The 26,364-nt window shown below is 41.2% G+C and carries 17 protein-coding genes; 4 read left to right on the top strand and 13 right to left on the bottom strand.

Annotation, left to right across the window (positions count from 1 at the left end):
• The 12 genes from guaB to tig form a co-directional block, all read right to left on the bottom strand.
• The coding region (gene guaB / locus BACCELL_RS03765; protein WP_007210225.1) for an IMP dehydrogenase at positions 1 to 821 on the bottom strand (821 nt) is incomplete at its 3' end.
• A gap of 518 nt (positions 822 to 1,339) precedes the next feature.
• On the bottom strand, positions 1,340 to 3,562 hold the full coding sequence (locus BACCELL_RS03760) for a GH92 family glycosyl hydrolase (protein WP_044153314.1): 2,223 nt from the start codon (positions 3,560 to 3,562) through the stop codon (positions 1,340 to 1,342).
• Positions 3,563 to 3,567: 5 nt separating this feature from the next.
• A complete protein-coding gene (locus BACCELL_RS03755) occupies positions 3,568 to 5,370 on the bottom strand; it encodes a GxGYxYP domain-containing protein (protein WP_007210222.1) in 1,803 nt (600 codons plus the stop codon).
• Positions 5,371 to 5,419: 49 nt separating this feature from the next.
• Positions 5,420 to 6,166 carry a DUF3823 domain-containing protein gene (locus BACCELL_RS03750; protein WP_007210221.1) on the bottom strand — a complete coding sequence of 249 codons (747 nt, stop codon included), beginning with the start codon at positions 6,164 to 6,166 and terminating at the stop codon, positions 5,420 to 5,422.
• Positions 6,167 to 6,186: 20 nt separating this feature from the next.
• Complete coding sequence (locus BACCELL_RS03745; protein ID WP_007210220.1) at positions 6,187 to 8,118, bottom strand: RagB/SusD family nutrient uptake outer membrane protein; 1,932 nt, start codon at positions 8,116 to 8,118, stop codon at positions 6,187 to 6,189.
• A 17-nt stretch (positions 8,119 to 8,135) separates the two neighbouring features.
• The gene (locus BACCELL_RS03740; protein ID WP_242577626.1) at positions 8,136 to 11,267 is read right to left on the bottom strand and encodes a SusC/RagA family TonB-linked outer membrane protein; all 3,132 of its coding nucleotides are present in this window, start codon (positions 11,265 to 11,267) and stop codon (positions 8,136 to 8,138) included.
• A gap of 151 nt (positions 11,268 to 11,418) precedes the next feature.
• Positions 11,419 to 14,118, bottom strand: a complete 2,700-nt coding sequence (locus tag BACCELL_RS03735) for a GH116 family glycosyl-hydrolase (RefSeq protein ID WP_007210218.1) — start codon at positions 14,116 to 14,118, stop codon at positions 11,419 to 11,421.
• Positions 14,119 to 14,375: 257 nt separating this feature from the next.
• Entirely contained in the window at positions 14,376 to 16,925 is a 2,550-nt protein-coding gene (locus BACCELL_RS03730) for a Kelch repeat-containing protein (RefSeq protein ID WP_242577625.1), read from the bottom strand.
• Positions 16,926 to 17,035: 110 nt separating this feature from the next.
• Positions 17,036 to 19,219 (bottom strand): DNA helicase RecQ, encoded by a 2,184-nt coding sequence (recQ, locus tag BACCELL_RS03725; RefSeq protein WP_007210216.1) that lies wholly within the window; start codon positions 19,217 to 19,219, stop codon positions 17,036 to 17,038.
• 169 nt (positions 19,220 to 19,388) lie between these two features.
• Complete coding sequence (gene clpX, locus BACCELL_RS03720) at positions 19,389 to 20,636, bottom strand: ATP-dependent Clp protease ATP-binding subunit ClpX (protein ID WP_007210215.1); 1,248 nt, start codon at positions 20,634 to 20,636, stop codon at positions 19,389 to 19,391.
• 2 nt (positions 20,637 to 20,638) lie between these two features.
• A complete protein-coding gene (clpP, locus tag BACCELL_RS03715; protein ID WP_007210214.1) occupies positions 20,639 to 21,301 on the bottom strand; it encodes an ATP-dependent Clp endopeptidase proteolytic subunit ClpP in 663 nt (220 codons plus the stop codon).
• Positions 21,302 to 21,440: 139 nt separating this feature from the next.
• Positions 21,441 to 22,796: a trigger factor gene (tig, locus tag BACCELL_RS03710; protein WP_007210213.1), complete on the bottom strand. Its 1,356-nt coding sequence runs from the start codon at positions 22,794 to 22,796 to the stop codon at positions 21,441 to 21,443.
• A 453-nt stretch (positions 22,797 to 23,249) separates the two neighbouring features.
• Between tig and BACCELL_RS03705 the strand changes: the two genes are divergently transcribed.
• Positions 23,250 to 23,498 (top strand): RNA-binding regulator, encoded by a 249-nt coding sequence (locus tag BACCELL_RS03705; RefSeq protein ID WP_007210212.1) that lies wholly within the window; start codon positions 23,250 to 23,252, stop codon positions 23,496 to 23,498.
• 127 nt (positions 23,499 to 23,625) lie between these two features.
• On the opposite strand, the gene lptB is transcribed toward BACCELL_RS03705, so the two are convergent.
• A complete protein-coding gene (lptB, locus tag BACCELL_RS03700; RefSeq protein WP_007210211.1) occupies positions 23,626 to 24,381 on the bottom strand; it encodes an LPS export ABC transporter ATP-binding protein in 756 nt (251 codons plus the stop codon).
• Between the two features lie 123 nt (positions 24,382 to 24,504).
• Here lptB and BACCELL_RS03695 point away from each other — a divergent pair, with 123 nt between their 5' ends.
• The 3 genes from BACCELL_RS03695 to BACCELL_RS27095 all read left to right on the top strand — a co-directional run.
• Positions 24,505 to 25,248, top strand: coding sequence for an MlaE family ABC transporter permease (locus tag BACCELL_RS03695; protein WP_007210210.1), 744 nt, complete (start codon positions 24,505 to 24,507; stop codon positions 25,246 to 25,248).
• Entirely contained in the window at positions 25,245 to 26,015 is a 771-nt protein-coding gene (locus BACCELL_RS03690) for an ABC transporter ATP-binding protein (protein WP_007210209.1), read from the top strand. Before BACCELL_RS03695 ends, BACCELL_RS03690 begins: the two co-directional genes overlap by 4 nt.
• Before the next feature lie 132 nt (positions 26,016 to 26,147).
• Positions 26,148 to 26,364 (top strand): hypothetical protein (locus tag BACCELL_RS27095; protein ID WP_211211307.1); only part of this gene is annotated, 217 nt, incomplete at its 3' end.

Genomic DNA, 26,364 nt, shown 5'->3' with positions numbered 1-26,364 from the left:
ATGTTCGGGAAACGCTTCTTAGCTTCCTTCAATTTTTCTATTACATAGATAGAATGTCCGTGAGCCGTGTCGATGACAATCGCATCAGCACCGGCATCCACCAAAGCCTGCATACGGTCGAGAGTATCAGCCGTTACACCTACACCGGCGGCGACACGCAAACGACCTTTCGAGTCTTTACAAGCCATCGGTTTATCCTTAGCTTTCGTTATATCTTTATAAGTAATGAGGCCTACCAGCTTACCTTCCTTATCTACAACCGGCAACTTCTCAATTCTGTGTTCTTGCAAGATTTGAGAAACAGCCTCCATATCAGTGGTCGGATTAGTAGTGATAATATTTTCTTTTGTCATCACTTCGTCGATATGCTTATTCATATCTCTTACGAAACGAAGGTCACGGTTTGTTACAATTCCCACCAAATATCTCTCATCATCCACTACCGGTATACCACCAATTCTGTATTCCGCCATCAATGCCAATGCATCGCCTACAGTAGAACCTCTCTTAATGGTTACAGGATCATAAATCATACCGTTTTCAGCACGCTTCACGATGGCTACCTGACGTGCCTGTTCTTCGATAGACATATTCTTATGGATAACACCGATACCACCTTCACGTGCAATGGCAATTGCCATTTTCGCTTCGGTAACCGTATCCATAGCGGCCGTTACAAACGGAATTTTCAACTCAATGTTTTTAGAAAACTTTGTCGAGAGTTCGACAGTTTTAGGAAGCACTTCAGAGTAAGCGGGGATTAACAAAACGTCGTCATAAGTTAATCCATCCATTACAATCTTATCAGCAATAAATGACATAGGGCTATGCGTTTAAAATTTATTGCGTGCAAATATACGGTTTTTCTTGTTTAACCACACTATGTCTGCATAAAAAGCTTATAACAGTTCACTTTTTTTAAACCGTATAGCCTCAAAATCCCTTTATTTCCTTTCGAAATAGAAAGGAAGGAAACCAGTTGACGAGTTGACAAGGGAACAAGGGGCTGCGCAATGCTTCTATGCCGCATGGAACCTTGTCCCCTTGTCAACTTGTTTACTCGTCAACTTTCCCTCAAAACCGAAAAGAGAAGAGCAAATAAAAGTTCATATACCCCATAATCATCTGTGTAACAACACACTTGGTGTTCCATCATGATCAGTCGTTGTGAAACACGAGTTCAGTCCTAGTGGGAGGTACCTTCAGTCCTAGTGGGAGGCACCTTCAGTCGTAGTGGGAAATACCCTCAGTCCTGATGGGAAGTACCCTTGGTTTAGCATAGTAAATGAATCATTCCGTTGTTCATGCCCGAAAAGAGAAATTAATTCCACCAATAAGTTTATTTATTATAGGAATACGGAGCGTCTTCAGGCTTTACTCCCCTTTCTTTATCAGGAACACAATCCATGATTAGTTTAAGTTCACCGCCTTGCATTAGTTCTTCATGTTTCAGGAAATTATGGGAGAAATTCTTCCCATTCAGAGTTGCCGAACGAATATAGCAATTATCCTCCGACGCGTTTTCTGCATGAATTACAAACTGTTTTCCTCCGGGCAAGGAAAGAGTTGCCTTATTGAACAACGGACTTCCCAGTACATATTCGGAAGCACCGGGACATACGGGATAAAATCCCAATGCAGTGAATACATACCACGCCGAAGTCTGACCGTTATCCTCATCTCCGCAATAACCTTGCGGACCGGAGTTATACAGTTTGTTCAGCACATTGCGTGTATGGTATTGTGCTTTCCAAGGTTGACCTACATAATTATACAAGTAGATAGCATGTTGCACGGGTTGATTTCCATGGGCATACTGCCCCATATTGAGTGCCACCATCTCAGCTATCTCATGAATAACAAAACCATAAGTACCATAATTAAAGGTGTTAGGAGCCGTAAACATGGAATCAAGTCGTTCTGCCATTTGTTCATGACCACCCAGAAGCGTAGACAAACCTTCCGGATCATGGAATACACTCCAGGTCCAATGCCAGGAACAGCCTTCAGTGAAAGGTCCTCCCCACTCGGTGGCGTCAAAGTTATCACGCCACTTGCCATTGGCATCCCTTGCCCACATGAAACCTTTTTCGGGATAAAACAAATTGCGATAGTTCTGTGCCTTTTTATAATAGGCTTTCGCAATTTCCTGGTTTCCCGTAGCTTCTGCAAAACGTGCCAGACACCAGTCAGCATAAGCATATTCCAGAGTTTTGGCAGTCGCCTCGGGCACTTCAGGATAAGGCACATAACCTAAACGGTCGTATTCCTCATATCCGTCGCGTCCTACCGACGCTATCTCTCCGCGCGCCTGCGTCTGATGTAACATGGCTTCCAAAGCTTTGTCTTTATCAAATGTCCGTATCCCTTTCATCCAGGCATCGGTAAGCAAAGAAATTGAATTGTTTCCGATCATACAGCCACGATGTCCGGGACTGGCCCACTCTGGCATAAATCCACTTTCATCGTATGCATTCACTAAGGACTGCATGATTCGTCCGCTGACCTCGGGATATGCCAAAGTAAACAATGGATGTACCGCACGGAAAGTATCCCAGAATCCGTTATCAGTATACATATATCCGCCATGCAATTGTCCATCGTAAGGACTGTAATAAACAGGCTTGTTATCCGAATCAAATTCATAGAACTCACGCGGAAATAAAAGGGTACGGTATAAGCATGAATAGAATGTTTTCTGCTGCTCATGTGTCCCGCCTTCCACCTGGATACGTCCCAGTTGATCATTCCATATTTTTTTCGCTTCTGCTGAGACTTCTGCCAGTGAGCGCCCAGCCACTTCACGGTTGAAATTCAGACGTGCCTGATCGTGGCTAATAAAAGAGGAAGCTGTACGGACAGTCATTTTTTTGCCAGCTTCCAGTTGAAACTTAACGTACGCACAAGAATTTTCATCGGTGCCGGACTCGACAACGGGTTTATCAAATTCGATAATAAAGTAATTAGCAAAATTTTCAGGCACTCCACCATTATTATAATGAGTGATACCATAGATGCAGTTCTCTTCTTTGTTCCATACCACACTTCCACCATGTTGATAAGCATCCACCACAATATACTGCCCTTCTTCCGAAGGATATGTAATCTCAAAAACAGCTCCACGTGAAGTAGCAGACAATGCTGTACTGACTCCATTATCGAACTTTACCTGATAACAATCGGGAGCCGCTTTCTCATTCTCATGTGAAAAACGCATTCCACGTTTTTGATTATCCATAGTCAGTTCACCCCATACGGGCATAATGGAGAATGTTCCATAATCATTGATCCACGGACTGGGCTGGTGTGTCTGGCGAAAGCCTCTTATCAAGCTATCCTTATATGTGTACATCCAACCACTTCCATTTTCTCCTGTCTGCGGACTCCAGAAATTCATCCCCCAGGGTACAGCCACTGCCGGATAAGTATTGCCATGTGAGAACTCGAAAGTCGACTCAGTTCCCATCAGTGGATTCACCAAAGATACTAAAGACACCTGAGACTTATGTCCGCACGAAACGAGCAGAAGGCAAAGGTTGAAAAAGCAAATCAATTTCTTCATAAGCATTAATAGATTTTATTCAAATAATCCAGAGTTTGTTCAGGACGTCGACTCATGCGTAAACGCCAAACCAATTCCTGCATATTAATCGCCTCAAAACGGTCGTCCAATCGTTCGGCACACCGTTTGGCAGCTGAGGCTCCATAAGTATCGCCTTCAAAACGACTCCAAGCGTGCACACATACCACTGAGAAACTTTCTTCCTGTGCTTCCTCTTTCAGCTTCGAAGCTATAAAGTCGGGAGAACCTTCACGTTCATGTATTCTGTCCCAGAGAGAATATTTCACCGTAATAACCGGAATATCATATCCTGCCTTATTAGTCACCCAGAAGACTTCTCCCTCACCTCCGGCATACGGAGAATATTGCAAAACAACGATGCCTTCTAACTGGTCATTAGCGTCCACATAAACTTGATAGGCTTCTTTGGCCGCTTCCGACTTCACATCCATAGCCATTATTCCCAATAACTTGATCTGATATTGACGCATAGAAACCGCCAAGCGTTTTGCTGCCACTCTCAGATTGGTTTTCCGGTTATTATCCTGACTGTACGTATCCACATAATAATAGCCTCCACCCAGCATCTCCATAAGCGAGCAATTCTGTTTCTGCAAGCCCATCAGATTGTTGAACTGTACAGGAGCCATCATCGCCAACGTAGCAACCGGCAATCCAAAAGTCATCTTCACATCTTCTGCCTCCGGAACATCATAATACCGGGAAGCAAAATCCTGCATCATCCACTGAATGTTATCACCATCGGAAAGGAAAAAAGAAACAAAGTTTTTCTTTTTCTTGAAATCGATAGACCGGGGATCGAAAATCCGGGGCAATACCTGTTCCCGGCCTTTTTCATAAAGCAGGGACAGTAACGAATGATTATAGCTCCAGTCGCAGGGGATCATCGGATGTCCACTTTTGGATACACGGGCTACAAATTGATCTTCACTTACTCCTTGCTCCCAACCGTATACCGGAGCATTGGGTTCCAGCCAGGCAAGCACTTCTTCGAGTAATGAAATATTTTGTCCGGCCCCAGCATCTCCCAGTTCCTTGTTCAGGTTCAATACAAACAGATTGTTCTTGATGGCAAATTCGCGCAATTCTCCGGTTTGCACCGGCATTATGACCAGTGCCCTTTTACTGCATTTATTTCTGAATTCACGCCAAGCATCCACTGTAGTCTTTCGGGTGGCATCATATTTCATCTTATACCCCGCTTTCTCAAAATACTCCTTATCACGAATATCCACAATAATGGAATTGTAAACATGAGAAGCGACAGATGCCACTACACCACTTTCCGGATTATTCTTCACATCGGTCAATACATATCCATCGAACATTCCTTTTAACTGGACTTTTACACCATCCACAGAGGAGTATTCATTGCATGCCAGTTCAAGCCCATTCTGCATGCCTTGTTCATGTATCCCCATATCTTCCAAAGCCTGTCTGGAAAGTTTATAAGAAGTCTTTCCACCGTGGTCGCACAACCAGACTGCTATTTCACTCTTGCCTTTTTCTACCGCACGGTTCGTCAATCCCGCCAAGGACTGACACAAGAGATGGTATTGCAATCCGCGCATTTTATCTGTCTCGTCTACACTATTACGACTATCCACAGGGATTACACCCACACAACTCCAGTACTTCTTCGGCTTAGCCTTCATTCCGGGCATGTGATATTTTCCCTCATCTGCCACATATTCAGATATCCATGGACTTTCAGAGAAACGATAAGGAACACTACCAATCGCTTTCAGTCCAGCAAAAAGCAACAGGAAACCAATAATAAACTTCATGATTCAACTTAAAAAAATACCTATTGAAAACTGTTATCCTACCTACTAACTATAACTGTATCTCAAAAACCGGAGAATAATTATACTTAGCCTGTATACCTTCACCCAGATCTTTGGGCAGTGCACCGATACGGAAGAAGTACTTCTGTCCGGCTTTCAACTTCTTACCTTCGTCAGAGTTCAAGTCCAATGTCAATGTAAAGACTTTATTCGCATTCCGGCTATTATTCTCAAAATTGATATCATCGCCTTCAATATTAGCCGTTACATGTGCCAGATTGAAAGAGTTGGACGGATTCTGATCCGATTGAGCAAACAGGGCCACCTTTTCGGCTTTACCTGTTCTGTGACCATACTGTAATTTAAAGGTGGCAACAATAGCGTTATTCTCTTTCTTCACAATGGGCTCTTTGATACGGATATTCGGAATCACCCTGAAATCAAGCCTATTTTCTCCTTTGTCGAAACGATATCCTTTAATCGTATCCAGCTTCACAAAGTTACCATTATTCATAATGACATCATAAGTACCGGAGAAAACAAGATTGTTTCTGTATTCCCCATTCAGCATGAGCTTCCATTGCTGTACCTTGCGGATAGCATATCCATACTCTATAACCTGCACACAAGCTGCATCACCACTGGTACCAATTTCCTGCTGGATCAACTCTTCTGTTTCGGCATCAATTACCGCACCATATACTTGTGCATCCGGACCATCAAAATTATCCAGCTCGCAGCTTACCATGAAAACCGCTGCACTGATTCCGGCTATTATATATTTAATCTTTCTCATATTCTGTACTAATTTAAAAGTTAAGGATTCTGAATCATTTGGTTAATGGCATTGCGTGGTACATCTTCATAGTATTCGGAGATTGAATAGCTATTGGGACCATTCAGGCTTGCTCCCATAGTGGTTTTACGCACAAATATCAGGGAAGGATTCGTATCACGCAAATCAAGCATAGGCACCAGAATGTCATGAGAGAAATTATTCATCAACGTATGCAGCACTCTCCAACGACGCAAATCCCAGATACGGATATTCTCAAAAGCGAGTTCCACAAAACGTTCGTTTCTCACATTCTCTCTTGTTAATTCTATTTCATTGGTATGTGCGGCTCTCTTACGAATATCATTCAACGCTTTTGCTGCAATAGTCTTATCCCCCAACCCGCTTTCGCAGACTGCTTCAGCATAATTCAACAACACTTCCGCATAGCGGAATACGATATAATCCAACGTCGTCTTATGATATTGCGCCGGCATACTTTCACTGATCATCTTTCTCATGAGGAAACCAGACATGGAATGAGTTCCGTCTCCTGGCCAAAAACCGGACACCTGATGCTTTTCACCTCCTAAAGAATAGTAAGTCTTACCGTCTTTTCCGGTCACTGTAGTTGGAACACGATACAGTTCTGTTCCATCCGGTTGAATCACACCGCCTTGCATCACAATCTTAGTCCCTTTCCATTCGGTACCGGGAAGTATGATGGAAGCCCACAGACGAGCATCCTTCGCTTTTTTCTCATCTCCATAAGCGATGCCATTAAACAAATCATAAGGGGTATCCTTATTTACTTTGATATAATCAGTATAACCAGTATCAAAACCTGCATTGGAATAATTGTCATTGACACGAGTCTTGACCTTTGCATCCGAACGGATACCCGGCAGGTCCGTATAATCTTCATAAGCATCTACCAAATTAAGAGCTGGAGACATTTTACCCTGTCCCTGTGTCTGGTAAGGCTCGATAAAGTAATTTAAACTACTGGCAAACTCAGATCCTTCTTTTACAATACCTTTAATAAAAATAGCCTCTCCGTCTGTTTGGTTCGGATTAACAAAGATACTACGATAGTTCTCCTCCGCTTCCTTCGGACTGGCAGGATTCGGTTTATACAGTTTATGGTTCGATTCTGTCATAATAGTCAGGGAAGCATCAATGCAATGTTGGTAGAAATAGGCTGCATTTTCAGGTTTCATTCCGGCTAAGCCTTTTGTCACAGCCTCTCCTTCCATCGGTGCCAGTTCTCCGAATTTGGCAATAGAAGCAGCATACAAAGCGGCACGAGATTTTAAAGCCAATGCCGCCCATCTGGTTGCCCGTCTGTCCGAACGTTCTTTAGGAAGTTGTGCGGCTGCAAGATCACATTGCTGCATTACATAATCCCATGTATCATACTCTGTGCTACGTGGAACCACCAAAGCTCCCGGATTGGCCGGATCATACTCCTGCAATTCCTTGATCAGCGGTACTCCACCAAATTTTTCTGCCAGGTAGAAATATACATAAGCAGTCATGAAAGCAGCCTCTCCTTCCAGTTCTTTCTTTTCACTGTCACGAATATCCAGTGTAGGAATGATGCTTTTCAGCAAGTTAATATTACGAAGCGTTTCATAGCCATGATTAAAATAATCCGCACGAATAACGTATCCCGGTGACTGCTCCCCCCACTGACTTTGTACAGCTTCCTCACAGATATTGGCATACCATAATAAACCAATATTCCCTGTCGGATTATTGAAACCTCCTTCTCCGCTGGTACCCGGCATAAACATGTAATCTTCAATAGGCAAATCGCGATAAATAGTTGCCATAAAAGCTTTTGCCCCATTAGGGTTATTAAACAGCTCATTGGGAGTGATCTTGTTATTAGGCTCAATGTCCAGCAAGTCCGTACATGCCGTAAACACAGCTGATAGACCGATAACCAAATAATATTTTATATTTTTCATATCTAACGTTTTTTATATTAGAAGCTAACATTTACACCGAAGTTGATAGAAGACGATAACGGATAATTCATCATACGATTATCCTGACCGGCTGTTTTCTCCGGATCCAGTTTCAAATCCTTCTTCAAATAAGAGTCACAGAATGTGAAGATATTATAAGCATTTACATAAACACGCAGGTTTTGCAAGCCTACATGACTGGCCCAACGTTGAGGTAACGTATAGCCGACTTCAAGACTTTTCAAACGAAGATAGCTTCCATCCACCGTATTGCGGTCTGTCTCCTGTGCATTGTTCCCCATCGGATTGTAGTTGGCCACGCGGGCTGCCGGGAATCTTCCCGGAGTCCAGTTGCTGTTTGCATCAAACGGATCTTCACGATGCCATCTGTCATACAGATAAGCAGATGAATTACCTTCCCAAGGTGCATAATTGCGCAGGTTGTCGGGGATCTGGATAGAATAACAGGCTGCTCCTTGGAATAGAGCCATGAAATCGAACCATTTCCATTCAGCTGTCAGAGTGACGCCATAATTCAGAGCCGGCATATTCAATCCATAATATTTAGGCTTCATGTCATTGCCATCAATGTATCCATCACCATTTACATCTTGCAGGTAATAGTCTCCCGGAAGAATCATGGTATTACCTCTATCACCGCTTTGCACAGGTGCATTATAAATCTGATCATAGTTCTGAAATTGCCCAGCTGTTGTATATCCCCAGCCGATACCACTCCAACGTCCTTCGGTAGCGGATTTCCAAACATCCCAACTACTCTCGTATTCACCATGTATCTGGCGGGTCATCTTACTGCGGGCAAAGTTGAAGTTTCCTTGTACACCGTATGAAACCTGACCGATTTTGTTCCGGTGCCCCAAAGTAAACTCAATACCTTCGGTACGGTCGGCATTCAGATTCTCTTCCGGCAGGGAAGCTCCAAATGTATTGGTCAGTTGGCTGCCTCTGGTAGCCAGCAGCCCATCTCTGTCACGACGATAAACATCAAATGTGAAGTCTAACAAGCCGTCCCACAAAGTTATATCCACACCAAGGTCATAAGTACGTGTCGTAATCCAGGTCAGGTTCTTATTAATAAGTGCCGGAGTCAGTACTCCATTGGTTTGTGTACCGTCAACGAACTCGTACCCCTTTGATCCCATTGTAAAGCCTTCTATGAACTGGAATTCATTACCGGCATCAATACCAGTCTCTCCATAGCTGGCTCTTAACTTCAAGTTACTGACAAACGATATATTATCCTTAATAAAGGATTCCTCGGACATTCTCCAGCCTGCACTGACAACCGGGAAAAATCCCCAACGACTCCCCGGAGCATAACGATAAGAACCATTATAACGGAAAGCACCTTCCAACAGATATTTGCCTTGGTAGTCATAATTTAGACGCCCCAGATAAGAGATGTTTGCCGTCTCTCCATAGCCGCCAGAATTCTGGATATTCGTTTGAGAACCTAAGTCAAGAATAGGTTTAGAATAAATCTCATACTCGCGGGTAGCAGAAACATTATCATTCCAGCCATGATTCATTTCGTACATAGCCATCAAAGAAATGTTATGGTCGCGCGCAATAGTAGTACTATAAGACAATTGTGCCTGAATATTAAGATTATTACCATTATTCATATTCACATACAAACTGCTCGGGTCATTAATTGTCTTTGATACATCATACGATTCATTCTGCGAATTATAACTGTACAACTGGTAGAGTTTTCTCTCATGCGAAGTACGGTTATCACTGGCATCATACGAAGTCATTAATTTAGCTTTCAATCCCTTTACCCAAGGAACATCATAGGTCAATGTGGCAGTTGACTGTAAACTGCGTCCTCTACTGGTATTCATACCGGTGAGATCACCATTCATTGCTGCCACTGGATTGTCCAGGAAAGGATAAGCTGCATTGTAGTATTCGGAATTGTTATTGGCATACACTCCGGATGTCGGTCTCATCAATGTAGATTTGAACAGTAAGTCAAAGACTCCTTGGATAGGAGCATTCGTCACGTCATATCTTCCGGAAACATTAACTTCCGCTTTGAGATACTTAGACAACTGGGCTGTAAAATTACTACGCATAGTATATCTTTCGTAATTGAAATCGCCTCCTCGTGTCAAGTCACCATCGTGAGCATAACCGAAACTGGCATAATAGGTCATCTTATCACTACCACCTTCGACAGAAAGAGTATGCTGCTGGCTACCTGCACTTTTTTTGAATACAGCATCCAACCAGTCGGTACTTTCATAGCCGGGACCACCGGCCTGCCATTTGGCAAGTTCTTCAGGAGTGGTAGTAGGGCCGGTACCCGCATTCATTGACAATTCATTGGAAATCTCCGCATATTGGGCAGCATTCATAACCTTCATCATGGAAGTGGGGAAAATAGCTGTGAATGAACCGTTGTAATTAAAACGGGCTTTACCTTTTCTTCCTTTTTTGGTGGTAATAATCACAACTCCATTGGCGGCATTCATACCATAGATTGCCGCAGCACCATCTTTAAGTACAGAAATATTTTCAATATCTTCCGGATTCAAGCGCTGAAATTCAGAACCACCGTCGCCACTATCGCGGACAACACCATCGATTACATACAGCGGACTACCAAAGCCACGAATTTGTACCATAGAACTGAACGAACCTGGTTGACCGTCCTGTTGACGGATCTGTACACCGGCAATCTTTCCCTGTAAGCTCTGAGCCACACTCGTGCTTTTGGTTGTCAGCACTTTGTCACCACTAAGAGTAGAAATAGCCCCAGTCAGTGTCTGTTTCTTCTGAGTGCCATATCCCACAACTACTACTTCGCCCAAAACGGCTTCATCTTCCTTTAATACCACTCTTACTGAATTTTCGGCTCCTACTTTGACTTCCTGAGTCTGAAAGCCAATATAAGATATCTGAAGAACAGCGTTCTTCTCAAGATTTTGCAGCACAAATTCACCCGACATATCTGCCACGGCATTTTTATTATTGGCTCCTTTCACTACAACGGTCGCACCAACCAGCGGATTCCCTTCCTGGTCTATCACCTGTCCTTTAAACTGTGCATGTTGCGCATATACCATTGTGGTACAGAGTAACATGATGCATCCCAACAAGGTGCGTGCTAAATGATTCATGTGTTTTATCATATAAAAAAAGATTTTTAACTTTACAATTACATAAAAGATTTCTAAATGTTACGTTTCCAACTGTTCTCAGTGGATACATTCTTTGGATCATTTAATCTTTTCTTTTAACATAGGCATTTTCTTTTAGGGGTTAACATTCTTATTTTATTGTTACGTAACGAAAGTCATGTTTATCTGCCTCCTGAAGTACCGGGGCTTCCAGACGATTGTCAATAATACGATCCCAGTACGGACTCAGATCCAACGTTTTTCCCTCTTCCACCACAAACTCTTTAATTTCGATTTCTCTCTTTTCGGAAGTGGAAAGTCCTGCAGGTTCCGATATCACTTTATTGAAACTGATCCGCTCTTTACCATATTTCTTCGTTATTTTGAAAGTGATGGATTTCTTCTGAGGATCAGCAGTTACTACTCCCCAAAAGTTAGGATAAAACAGAGGGATGCTGATTACTTTATCATCGGCCACTACAGGAGCCAGACGCAATTCTTTTCGGGGAATGTTAACGCCAGCACCAGCCAATACATCTGTAGAGAACCAAGTTACCGGAGCTGTCATATAAGTAATGTCACTGGGATTCCACAAGTTTTGAGTCCATGTCCAGCCTTTACGCAGATGTACTAATTGGATGTGCTTCATAATATCCATGGCATCTTCATAAAATCCCGCCTGCATACCGGCTAAAGCAGTATAGCTTTCCAGATAGAAGGGCCAGCATTGTGATCCCCTATTATCAATACCTCGGTTCAGATTGATATCCCACACTTTATTAGCGTAATAATCAGGAGACTTGGAAAGAGAAATCTTGCATTGAGATATCATAGATGCCTTCACTATATCCATAGGATATACGTCTCCCCATCCGCAGTAACGGCTCAGGAACTGGCCTGCCAACTGTCCCGTAAACAATACATTATCCAGTCTTTTGGAACCATCCGGTTCACAGCCGTAGGCAAAGAAACGTCCATTCCACAACTTCTCAAGAGCCTCTTTCTGAGAGGTAGCAAACTGTTGTTGCGCCTGTTTCACGATGCTTTCATCTCCAATAGCTTTTCCTATAGCTTCGTAAGCCTTGAGTGTAGTCAGCCATACACCTGCATAGTAAGAGTACAAAGGAGGATGAGTAAAATCATCATACGTAGTAGGGCCTACAGGAATTGTACTGCCTTGAGGCATACGACTATATAAGAATTTCATGGCTCTTTTAAGTCCCGTAAGATGTGCTTTCAAGTACTCTGTATCACCAGTCTGCTCATAGTCTTTGACAAGTTGTATGATCCAGCCGGAAGCATTATCCAACATCCAACCCTTTTCCGTTGGTACACGGCCACCTACGGTACCCATACCTACATAGTAATGTCCGATGAAATGAAGTATATAACCTTCCGGATCCATTGCATCTGCAAAAATATCCATCTCCGAACGATCCAGTTGAGTGAAAAATTTCTGGTAAAAAGGATGTGAACTCAAACGCTGATCCATTGTTCCGGCAAAGCCGCCCATAGCTCCTTCATTAACCATAACATCACCTCCTTTAGTAAGCACCATATTGGTATAAATGACATATCCACTATTAATAAGCTTAAACTTATACCAGTCAGGAAGGCTACTCTCAAGAACCGGGATTTGCCACTCCGTAGTCTGTCGGGCAATTCTTGCCCTATTGGATACAGCATAGCTCACCATAGAATTCATACAATTAAAATAATTATGATAGTATTTATTGTAGTCAGCCCCACAAGGCCAGTAGCTACCGATAGGAAGGGCTGCCGCATCAATCTGCAGTTCAGGAGCATACCATGCCAGCATAAAACGAATTGTTTTCTTTTGACCTGCTTTCAACTGTGTCTTAACAGCCAGTGCAGAAGCAGAAGAAGTTTGAGATTGCTCCGTCAGTACATTTTTGGTTAGTGAAGAAGTGAATTCTCCATTATTTCTAAACTGATCCCATGCTTCAGAATTCGAACGATAAGTTGGAAGATAAGATACATTCTTTTCTTCTTCCACTGCAATCACCACTTGATTCACATAGTTCTGAAAAGTCAATTTGCGAGGTTGCAAGCTATCTGCAGCATATTGTATCAACCCTTTCAGGCTTCCCATCTGATAAGGTTCTACATAGGTTTTAGCCTTCTCACGCAACGGCCAGTTTTCTCCATTATTTATATTAGCTCTACCTTCACTCAATAGCTGGCCATTGTCAAAACCTTCCAAGCTCTTCGGATCATTAAACAATCCGATAAAATCTTCCCAGGAAAACGCTAATGCAGCTTCCATGTCCTCCTGAGATATGAGATCAACCTCAAACCATACTACCGGCAAAGAGGAATCTTTCACATTGTGCGGCACCAATCCTGAATAGGCACGAATTACAGGGGTTACTTTCAAATTATTATCCGCATAACTTAATTCTGCTGTAGGAAATAATCCTTTATATTGAGTATGTTCTACTCCTTTCATTCCATACAAAACATGATTATCCCTAACCAGACGAACAGCTTCTTTTTCATTTCCCTTCCGTGTCCATAAAGAGAAGAATGAATGCTCCGAACGTTTAATAGGAGTATGAATATTATTCATTCCTATCCTGGTGAATTTGCCACTTGGAGCGAAATTTATATTGCCTACTCCAATACCACCCAAGGGCACTCCGCTTACGTCTTCATGATCTTTTAATGAAAGGTAAGTATAGTTGGTTTCTCCACCTAAAACTCCACTTTGAAGACTGAATTTGGTATTGGCTTCATCGACACCATAATTGTTCTGATTTTCTTCTTGTCCATACAGTGCAAATATTCCTGCAAGACAAAAGGCTAAAGAGACAAAGGTTCTTTTACTCATACATGTGTTTTTTAAGATTAATAATAGAAGTTATGAATCTACTTCTGCTTTCGTTAGCGTTCGAGTGCAAAAATAGATGCTGATAGATTACAATAGCGGTTACATTGGGGTTAATCGAGGGTTAATTTTGAGAGGTATTTTATTAATTACCCGATTAATTTAAGAAAATCTATGCTCTATGGCATAAAGTTACAGACATAAAAAGATTACCTCTAAATATAGAGACTTATAAATTGGAAACAGTCCTTTTTTTCTGATTATTGAAAACTTGTCCTTAAGTCATTGTGTATGATATCAGAGTAAGAATAGGAATAGTTATTACCCATACTTTTATTATATTCTGCAATATACAGATAATATTTCTTCATAGCCTGATCTTCCTTCTTCAGCTTATGGCAGGCATTCAGCATGTACCACAAAGCTGTATCATTCAAAGAATCTACTCTCAGCCAGATTTCAGCCAATTGAGCAACCTGCTCATACGCAGCTTTCATATATAGATTATTCAACTCAATCGTCAACATCTCATGCAATTCATATTCTTGTTCGCTCTTAAAGGAATCAAACATAGAGTCGTCAATAGACTTTAAAAATTTCCCTCGCGACAAAATTCCGATCAGTGATTGGCTGACTTCCTGAGATGCATCACTTTGCCGGATTTTATTCATTTGTTCAAGATATTGTTGATAATCGCAATAGAAAGTCTCCGACAATTGGATAGAATAGCGACTATTAGTATACACCAATTCAATACCTTCTAGATCATCCAGTATTTTTCTTAATCGGTTTATTGTAACGCCCTTCAGATTTTTGGCACTACTCAATTCTTTTTCTGGCCATAACAACCCATAGATATAATTCGAGGTAATACCTTCCTTATTACCTAAACCATTCAGAAAAGTAAGTAAGAACAGTTGCTTTATCTTGGAACTAAACAAATGAGTGATATCTCTTCCTTTTTTATCTATTATAGTGAATTCCCCAAACAGATACAAAGCATTTGCCTGTGGTGACTTTTTATTTTCAACCTGAGTGAAAGTTTCACGAACAAGTGTGACTTTAGGTATCGGTTGTTTCTCCTTCTTCCTTTTCAAGTAATACGTAATGCCAACAATCAATATCAGTACAACAACCATTACAAAAATAACAGCACGCAAAGAAAGTCCTTCTTCAACAGCATATAAAAACAATGCGCTCTCTGCAATGGCAGGTGCCGACAATGAATAAAAACGTGTAACAGAAGATTCTCCGCCACGTTCATTAAATTCTTGCGTACAACAATAAAACTCCTTTGTTTCTTTATTATAATAAAGATTTGCATTAGATAAAATAGCCTTCGACTCCATAGGAATAGAATTACCTAATACCTCATAGGAATCATTCTGCAACGAGAACTTATAAAGCTGCAAATGGGAAGAAGCTTCCTGCATAGGATAACACAACGTATAGAAAGAAGCTCCATCATCAGATAAAAGAAGGTTTCTTACCGGAACAATCTGAGCTCCATCATAAGAGAAGTCCCTCACTTTCTGCACGGTTGAATCTTTCAGATTTATCTTATAAAGATCATAATAGTATATTTTCCCGATACTCTGATCCCCACTACTATTCCCAGTACCACCAAACAAAAGCAACTCATTAGCATTCAATGCTCCCATAGAAGAGAAAAAACGAGGAGCTACAAAATCACCTTTCAATTTAATAGTATTCCATGACTTTTGATCCAAATCATATACTTCCAATGTATTGGTATATTTGCGTGAGCCAAAACCTCCAAAAATATAGAACTTATTACGAATAGTATCCAGATAAGAAGAATGGTGGTGTCGCTGTGAAGGCAAAAATTTATCATCAACCTTTTCCACTTCTCCTGTAAGTACATTCAAAGCACAAATGGTACAAACATCTGCATGATTATCCACTTCATAGATATAAACAGAACGAGAATCCGGATAGAAAAAGTTTGTTCCCAAATACATCTTCATCGGCAGGGGTTGATGCTTATACCCTTCCCAAATATTACGGCGGATATCCAGAGTATATAAAGAATCGCTGTTAAAATAGACAAAATTGCCAGAATTGAAATCATAATTATACCCCGCCGTACTCTCAGAAGCCTGTGAATGAAGCAAATTCCAATAATAGGATTTATTTATTAACCAGATTGGGTTAATTGCTTTTCCTCTGATCTTTCCTTGTTTGTCATGAACAAGAATACCGGAACTTTCATTCAAAGGAAAATTGATTTGTTGATTCATGTCGGAGATTACTAAATTCCGGATTGCAAAAGAAGGTATTTCTTCAGAAAACTTACTACTTCCGAACATGATGGTAGGAGTCAATTCCCCGGATAAGCCTAATTTTCCTGATTGATATTGTCGCTTATCAATAGTAAGGCATACAGAATCTTCTTTTAAAAAAAAGGAGATTTCTATGGGTATCCAACGCCGAGGACCAAGTTTTTTATTACATAGAGTATCTACAATAAGACATTCTTTTGCCTCAATATTAAATTTCAGATAACTCCGTTCGTCATTGTCATAAGAGAAAACAAAACTATAAATATCTGCATTTTCACGTTTCAGATCCTTTAATCGAAATATATAACCGAAAGATCCATAATCCTGAATAGCCAAATCATAAGATATAGAGAAATGACCTTTAAAAGTCAAAGGATTTTCATCAAAAACAGAATAGCTTGTCTTTTGTATAGTTTCAGATTCATAAGTATTAAATTCAAGACCTTGAGCATTAGCTCGCAAGCATAAAAAGCAAAGTAGCAATATGAAAGATCCTATATATCTCATTATCATTTCCTTGTCATGTAGTTACTTATTTATTAACCAGACAAATATATAACTTAAAAACCGGACTCATGAAACATAAGCCCGGTTTTAACAAAAATGCATTCCTATCTTTAATTCGCCATCTCAGAAATAAACTTAATGCGAACCAACCTTACTTCTTCTTCCGTGAAATCATCACCCAGTTCATCAAGTGCGTCATCTATCTTGTCAGTAGTAGATTCCTTGAAATAATCATAGATATCCAACATGTGGTCTTCGTCCATAATCTCATCCAGGAAGTAATCAATATTCAACTTTGTACCAGAATAAACGATTGCCTCGATTTCGTCCAGTAAATCTCCAAACTCAATGCCTTTGGAAAGTGCGATATCATCCAATGCCACCTTACGGTCTACAGCCTGAATAATAGCCACTTTCATCTTGGATTTATTAGCAACCGTACGAACACGTAAGTCTTCAGGGCGTTCGATTTCATTCTCTTCACAGTGACGCTTTATCAGCTTGCAAAACTCCTCACCGTAGCGTTTAGCCTTACCTGCACCTACACCGGGAATGTTTTGCAATTCATCCAGTGTCACCGGATAAATGGTTGCCATGGCTTCCAATGAAGGATCCTGGAAAATTACATAAGGTGGTACTTCCAGTTTCTTGGAAAGCTTCTTACGCAAATCCTTCAGCATGGAATAAAGAGCCGGATCGACAGCGCAAGAGCCACCGCCCCTTGCCGGAGCTTCTTCTTCCACTTCTTCGAAATCATTATCTTCGGTTATCTTGAACGATTTAGGATGTTTCAGGAACTTCTTTCCTTCATCCGTTACTTTCAGCAAACCGTAATTTTCCACATCTTTACTCAAGTAACCAGCAATGAGTGCCTGGCGAATGACAGCATTCCATGTTCTGTCTTCTTCTCCCATGCCGGAGCCGAAAGCTTCCAGGTCTTCATGCAGATGCGCCTGCACTTCGGTAGTTTCACGTCCTTGTATAATGTCGATGATATAATCTGCCTTAAAATTTTCTTTCACCGCGAGAATAGCCTCTATCACGGTACACAATAATTCTTGAGCCTCCACTTGTTTTTTCGGGTTTAAACAGTTGTCACAATTTCCACAGTTCTCTTCCATATACTCTTCACCGAAGTAATGCAACAGCGTCTTTCGGCGACATACGGAAGATTCGGCATAAGCAGCGGTTTCCAGCAGAAGCTGTTTACCGATTTCCTGCTCTGCCACAGGTTTACCTTGCATGAACTTTTCAAGTTTCTGCAAGTCTTTATTGGTATAAAAGGTAATACACTGTCCTTCGCCTCCATCTCTTCCGGCACGTCCTGTTTCCTGATAATATCCTTCCAGACTTTTCGGGATATCATAATGAATAACATAACGCACATCAGGCTTGTCAATACCCATACCAAAAGCAATGGTAGCTACAATCACATCTATTTTCTCCATCAAGAAGTCGTCTTGATTTTGCGTGCGTGTTGCAGAATCCATTCCTGCATGGTATGCGCGGGCATTGATACCATTCGCCTGTAGAATCTCAGCAAGTTCCTCTACCTTTTTCCGACTCAGGCAATAAATAATGCCCGACTTTTCCGAATTATTCTTGATGAACTTGATGATATCTCTATCTATGTTATTGGTCTTGGGACGTACCTCATAATAGAGGTTCGGACGATTGAACGACGACTTGAACACTTCGGCATCAATCATACCCAGATTCTTCTGGATATCATGTTGCACTTTAGGGGTCGCAGTCGCAGTCAGAGCAATCACCGGAGCTTTTCCGATTTCATTGATAATAGGGCGGATACGGCGATATTCCGGACGGAAGTCATGTCCCCATTCAGAGATACAGTGGGCTTCGTCTACAGCATAGAAGGAAATCTTCACTGTCTTCAGAAACTCTACATTTTCCTCTTTCGTCAGCGATTCGGGAGCTACATACAGTAACTTTGTCTTACCGCTGAGGATGTCAGACTTCACCTGATCTATCGCACCTTTATTAAGAGAAGAGTTGATAAAATGGGCAATACCATCTTCTTCACTGAAGTTACGCATCGCATCGACTTGGTTCTTCATTAAGGCAATCAACGGAGAAATCACAATACCCGTACCTTCCATCATTAATGACGGTAACTGGTAGCATAGTGATTTTCCTCCACCTGTAGGCATCAGTACGAATGTATCGTTACCTGCCAACAGATTTTGTATGATAGCCTCCTGATTTCCTTTAAATGTGTCAAATCCGAAGTACTTCTTCAGCTGGTCTGTCAAATTAATCTTCTTCCCTGCCATGATTCATTAGGTTGTTTTTTGAGTGATTGTTTAACATCTCGGTTAGCTATTCTTTTTGTAAGAACTCTAACAAAGTTATAAACAACTTCTTAAATTTCAAGCATAATCCAATGAATATTTTTCAATAAAAAACAAAATAGTCGGTTTCGTATACCCTTACCATTTGATTTTAAGCAGTTTGCAGTTTTGCAATGTTTGCTTTTTCAAGCTGGTGTTTAGCATAATCCAACGTCACTTCAAAGTGATCCTTGTGTTCGGACGGGATTTCGAACATAGCATCCATCATGATGGTTTCCACAATGGATCGCAATCCACGAGCTCCCAACTTGTATTCCACAGCTTTATCTACGATGTACTCAAAGACAGTAGCTTCGAATGTCAGTTCCACATTGTCCATCTCAAACAGTTTAACATATTGTTTGATAATGGAATTCTTAGGTTCAGTCAGGATAGAGCGCAAAGCGGCACGATCCAACGGATTCAAATAAGTCAGCACCGGCAGACGACCGATGATTTCAGGTATCAGACCGAATGACTTTAAATCCTGAGGCGCAATATATTGCATCATATTGCTTTTATCAATTACCGCAGTGTTACGCACTGCACTATACCCCACCACATGTGTATTCAGACGCTGGGCAATTTTCTTCTCAATGCCATCGAATGCTCCACCGCAAATAAAAAGAATGTTCTTTGTGTTCACCGGAATCATCTTCTGATCAGGATGCTTGCGTCCTCCCTGAGGCGGAACGTTCACAACAGAACCTTCCAACAATTTCAGTAAACCTTGTTGAACACCCTCTCCGCTTACATCACGTGTAATGGAAGGATTATCTCCCTTACGGGCAATCTTATCAATTTCATCAATGAACACAATACCCTGCTCAGCTTCGGGAACATTGTAATCTGCCACCTGAAGCAGGCGGGTCAGAATACTTTCAATGTCTTCACCCACGTATCCAGCCTCAGTAAGCACCGTAGCATCTACAATAGTAAAAGGTACGTGAAGCAATTTAGCAATGGTACGTGCAAGCAATGTCTTTCCCGTTCCGGTGCTACCTACCATGATGATATTAGACTTTTCAATTTCCACATCATCACCGCCGTCTTTTTGCAACAGGCGTTTATAGTGATTGTATACCGACACGGAAAGGAAGCGTTTTGCATCATCCTGTCCAATGACGTATTGATCAAGGAATTCTTTTATTTCTAAAGGTTTCGGAAGTTCTCTCAGGTTCAGTTTCGTTGCAGCGCCACTCCTTTTTGCTCCACTCAGCGCCTCCTGAGTGATCTCATAGGCCTGAGTGGCACAACTATCACAAATGTAGCCGTTCATTCCCGTAATCAGAAATCCGACTTCATCTTCCGTACGCCCACAGAAACTACACCTATTTTTGTTTCTTTTTGAGTCTGCCATATTTATTTTTTAATCAACACTTCATCTACCATGCCATACTCCTTGGCTTCCTGTGCCGTCATCCAGTAGTCACGATCAGAGTCTGCCCAAACTTTATCGAAAGGAGTATGAGAGTGATCAGCAATAATAGTATACAGTTCCTTTTTCAGCTTCTGAATTTCACGTGCCGTGATTTCAATATCCGAAGCCTGTCCCTGTGCACCACCCATTGGCTGATGTATCATTACACGAGAGTGAGTCAACGCCGAACGCTTGCCTTCTGCACCTGCCACCAGCAACACCGCAGCCATACTTGCTGCCATACCTGTACAGATAGTAGCCACATCGCTCGTGATAAACTGCATTGTATCATAGATACCCAATCCCGCATATACGGAGCCACCCGGTGAATTAATATAAATAGAGATATCTTTACCCGGTTCTACCGAATCCAGATACAGTAACTGCGCCTGTAAAGTATTAGCGGTATAATCGTCAACCTGTGTACCAAGGAAAATGATGCGATCCATCATCAAACGGGAGAAAACGTCCAACTGGGTTACATTGAGTTGACGTTCTTCCAGGATATAAGGATTTAAATACCCGGCTTGTGATTTAATCACATCGTCCAGCACCAAGCTATTCATACCTAAATGCTTGGTAGCGTATTTTCTAAAATCATCCATATTACTTTCTTTTTTAGGTTTAGTAAATTGAAATGCAAAGAAACAAAAAAGAACACAGAGACACAAAAAAACACAGAGTTATATGATATAAGACTCTGTGTTTCTTAATGTTTTTAAACTGTTTTCAGAATAAAAAAGCTTATTCAAACATCTTATTGAATTCTTCTGCAGAAATTGTTTTGTTTTCCAGCGTCACCTGAGACTTCAAAGCAGAAGCCAATTTAGTTTCAACAACGCGGTTTACCAAACCTTCAACGCTTTCTTTCTTCTTCAGCATTTCTTTTGCATAGTTTTCCAGAAGATCTTCAGGAACACTCATCATACCATATTGTGCAAACTGTGCACGGGTAGCTTCCTTAGCCATATTGACTACATCTTCCTGTTCAACCTTGATATCGTTAGCTTTCACCAACTGTTCCTTGATCAGGTGCCATGTCAGTTCTTCGATACTCTTATCATAGTTGTCTTCTACAAATTTCTCGTCTTTGTCCTGGTTGTTCATGCGCATGATGCGTTTCAGCAATGCATCCGGGAATTCCAACTTGCCAACTTTCTCCATCAACATCTTACGAGCGTCAATCAGAAATTTATAATCAGTGTCTGCTACAAACTGATTAGCAATTACCTCTTTTACTTTAGCACGGAATTCTTCTTCAGTCTTCACAACATCTTTACCACATACCTGATCGAAAATTTCCTGAGTCAGTTCACCGGCTACAAAACGAGTCACTTCTTCTACCTGATAGCTGAAGTTAGATTTCATTTCAGCGGCTTCTTCTTTATCGATCTTCAACAAAGAAGACAGTTCAGTTGCATTACCATCCCATGCAGTATAAGGATTGAATACGAGTACATCATTTACTTTTGCATTGGCAAAGATAGCTTTTTGCTCATCGTTCTTCATATAAGACGGCATCATTACAGCAGCTTCTACCTGAATGCCACCTTCTTTGGTATTGCCGTTTTCATCCAATTCAGCCAGCAATCCCTTCAGCATATCGTTATCTTCGTAAACGTCCACTTGTTCGTACTTACCATTACGTTGTGTGTAAGCCTTCACCTGATTGTTTACCATATCTTCGGTAACGTCAATCAAATAATAGTCAACTTTATCTTTAGTGCTTACTTCAGCTTTGAATTCAGGTGCCAGAGCAATATCGAAAAGGAATTCGAATTCTTCCATAGTATCGAAGTCGATATCCGGTTGCTTATCTTCATTTGGCAGCGGTTCGCCGAGAATAGATACATTATTATCTTGAATATACTTATATACAGCTTCTGAAAGTGCCTTGTTTACTTCTTCAGCAATAACTGATTTACCATACATTTTCTTCACCAGACTCATCGGAACCATCCCCGGACGGAACCCCGGAACCTGAGCTTTCTGACGAAGTTTTTTCAATGATTTATCAACTTTTTCCTGATAATCGGCTTTCTCAAGCTTCACAGTAAGCAGAGCGCTTACTTTGTCAATGTTTTGTAATGAAACGTTCATTCTGACAATTATTTATTTGATTTATACTTTATTCCAATCTCAAACGAGGGTGCAAAATTAGCGTTATTCTTTCAATTATCAAAAAAACATTGCTGAATTATTTCTTTATAACAAAAGGAGAGATTAGTTATCACTAAATCATACTCTCTGTATTGTTTAATGAAAACATTATTATGATTATTCTCCATAAGCTACAGATCGTAATTAGATAAGGCATTTAGCTTCAGAATCGAAAGAAAAAGCAAAAAAAACAGAAAGAAAATATGGAAATTCCGAAATAATTATGTTTCTTTGTTGCGGAATGGTAATACATTAGTTCTTAGATTTTCAGTACATGGTTTTTACTTCCGTTTTTCATGAAACGCTTTTGTAAACTCTCTGTTGTTGTGATCCTTTTATTATAGTTACCCTTCCAAGAGAGTTTTATTCATTTATTTATTTTACATTTTCATTATGAACATTTACGTAGGAAACCTTAACTACAAAGTTAGGGAATCAGACCTCCAAAAGGTCATGGAAGATTACGGTGCTGTAACCGCAGTCAAATTTATTAAAGATCGCGAAACCGGTCGTTTCAGAGGTATCGCATTTGTAGAAATGGAAGATGCAGCAGCTGCAGCTAAAGCTATTGAAGAACTCGATGGAGCCGAATATTTTGGCCGTAACATGGTAGTGAAAGAAGCAAGACCTCCGAAATACTAATTATACAGGAGAAAAGAAAACAAGTCCGCCTGCTCCCTTTCAGAAAGAGAGCAGGCGGACTTTGTTTTTAGTGATTAGGAGTAAATGATTAATGTTGCGCTAATCACTAATCACTTACCCCTAATCACTATTTCATAAAGTCTTTGCGGCGCAGCACAAAGCTATTACTTAGGTATTTTTCACGCACAATTTTATTTTCTGCTAATTCTTCCGGTGTTCCCTGGAACAAGATTTTACCTTCAAACAACAAATAAGCACGGTCAGTAATACTTAATGTTTCCTGCACATTATGGTCAGTAATCAGAATACCAATATTTTTATCTTTCAGCTTCCACACAATCTGCTGAATATCCTCTACCGCAATCGGGTCAACTCCTGCAAAAGGTTCATCGAGCATGATAAACTTAGGATCAATAGCAAGACAGCGAGCAATCTCCGTACGGCGGCGCTCACCACCCGAAAGTTGATTACCCTTATTCTTACGCACTTTCTGCAAACGAAACTCCGCAATCAGACTTTCCAGCTTTTCTTTCTGATATTCCAAAGGCTTATCTGTCATTTCAAGTACCGAAGCAATGTTATCTTCCACACTCATCTGGCGGAATACGGATGCTTCCTGTGCCAGATATCCGATTCCGGTTTGCGCACGCTTGTACACCGGATATTTCGTAATATCCAGATCATCCAGAAAGATACGTCCCTCATTCGGTGTAATCAATCCAACGGTCATATAGAATGAAGTCGTTTTACCGGCACCGTTCGGTCCCAGCAAACCTACAATCTCTCCCTGCTTCACATTTATGGAGACGTGGCTCACTACTGTACGTTTACCGTACTTTTTCACCAAGTCTTCGGTGCGAAGCACCATTTTACTTTCTTCCATATTCTTTCAGTTACAAACTGTCAAAACCACAAGTGACGAGCTTGTCACTCACACATTTTGCGGCAAATGTAGCAATTATCAGCTGAAAATGGGCTATATTTGCAGACAAAATAGTTAAGAGTCATGATAAAAGCACTTAAAACTGTCGGAAGATACATCATGTTGATGGGGCGTACTTTTGCCCGACCAGAGCGTATGCGTATGTTCTTCCGCCAATACATTAACGAAATGGGGCAACTCGGCGTGAACTCTATCGGCATTGTGTTGCTGATTTCGTTCTTTATCGGCGCTGTTATCACCATACAAATCAAGCTGAATATCGAAAGCCCGTTTATGCCGCGCTGGACGGTAGGCTATGTGACGCGTGAAATCATGCTATTGGAATTCTCTTCCTCCATCATGTGTCTGATATTAGCGGGAAAAGTAGGTTCCAATATCGCTTCAGAGCTGGGAACCATGCGAGTGACACAACAGATCGACGCACTGGAGATCATGGGAGTCAATTCAGCCAATTACCTGATACTACCCAAAATTTTTGCCATGGTCACCACTATCCCTTTCCTGGTGACGTTCAGTATCTTTGCCGGTATCATCGGAGCCTTTGCCACATGTTGGTTCGGTGGCATCATGTCGGCGGTGGACCTGGAATACGGTTTACAATACATGTTTGTGGAATGGTTCATTTGGTGTGGTATCATCAAATCATTGTTCTTCGCTTTTATCATCGCCAGTGTATCGGCCTTCTTCGGTTATACCGTCGAAGGCGGTTCCATAGAAGTAGGCAAAGCCTCTACGGACTCTGTAGTATGCAGCAGCGTGCTTATCTTATTTGCCGACTTAATATTAACTAAACTCTTAATGGGATGATTGAACTGAAAGGACTTTGGAAATCATTTGAAGACAGGGATGTATTGAAGGATATCAACGCCACTTTTGAGAACGGAAAAACGAATCTTATCATCGGACAAAGTGGTTCAGGAAAAACGGTACTAATGAAATGTATCGTCGGACTACTGACGCCGGAACGTGGTGAATTATTATACGATAACCGAAACTTCCTTGCCATGGGCAAGAAGGAAAAGAAAGCATTGCGCCGGGAAATGGGAATGATTTTCCAGAGTGCAGCATTGTTCGATTCCATGACTGTATTGGATAATGTGATGTTTCCATTAAACATGTTCAGTAACGATACATTCCGCGACCGTACCCGCCGTGCTATGTTCTGCCTGGACCGCGTGAACCTGGCAGAAGCAAAGGACAAATTTCCGGGAGAGATCAGTGGCGGTATGCAAAAGCGCGTCGCCATTGCCCGTGCCATTGCTCTGAATCCTCAATACCTGTTCTGCGATGAACCAAACTCTGGTCTGGACCCAAAGACATCGCTCGTCATTGACGAACTGGTACACGACATCACGCATGAGTATAATATGACCACTCTCATCAATACTCATGATATGAACTCCGTCATGGGAATAGGTGAGAAAATTATCTATATCTACGACGGATATAAAGAATGGGAAGGCAGTAAGGACGATATCTTCACCTCTAGCAACAAGAAATTGAATGACTTCATCTTTGCATCCGATCTCTTCCGTAAGGTAAAGGAATTGGAGGTACAAAACATAGAAGGATAAGCCGCTTAATCTCATCCATCTGTCATAAATAAAAGCGTCCGGAGATACCTCCGGACGTTTTTTTTCTTATAAAACCAGTTAATAGAATTGACATATATCCTCACGACATACTTTGATTGTCCCTATATCCTCATGAGAAAACATGAAGAACAATTTCAATTACGCAACAAAGATAACCAAAATATATTAATAAAAAATCACGGAAAACCGTTACTTATTGAATTTTCTGTAAATCAATCTAGCTTTATCCATCCTTGTGAAACAGCCTTGACCACCATATCTATTGCATTTTTCGCCCCAAATTTACTAATAAGCCTCTTGCGAAATGTTTCTACAGTATTTTCTGAAA

Origin of the sequence: Bacteroides cellulosilyticus DSM 14838 (genome assembly GCF_000158035.1) — a bacterium.
Classification (GTDB): domain Bacteria; phylum Bacteroidota; class Bacteroidia; order Bacteroidales; family Bacteroidaceae; genus Bacteroides; species Bacteroides cellulosilyticus.
This window is presented reverse-complemented; position numbering and strand designations above follow the sequence as displayed.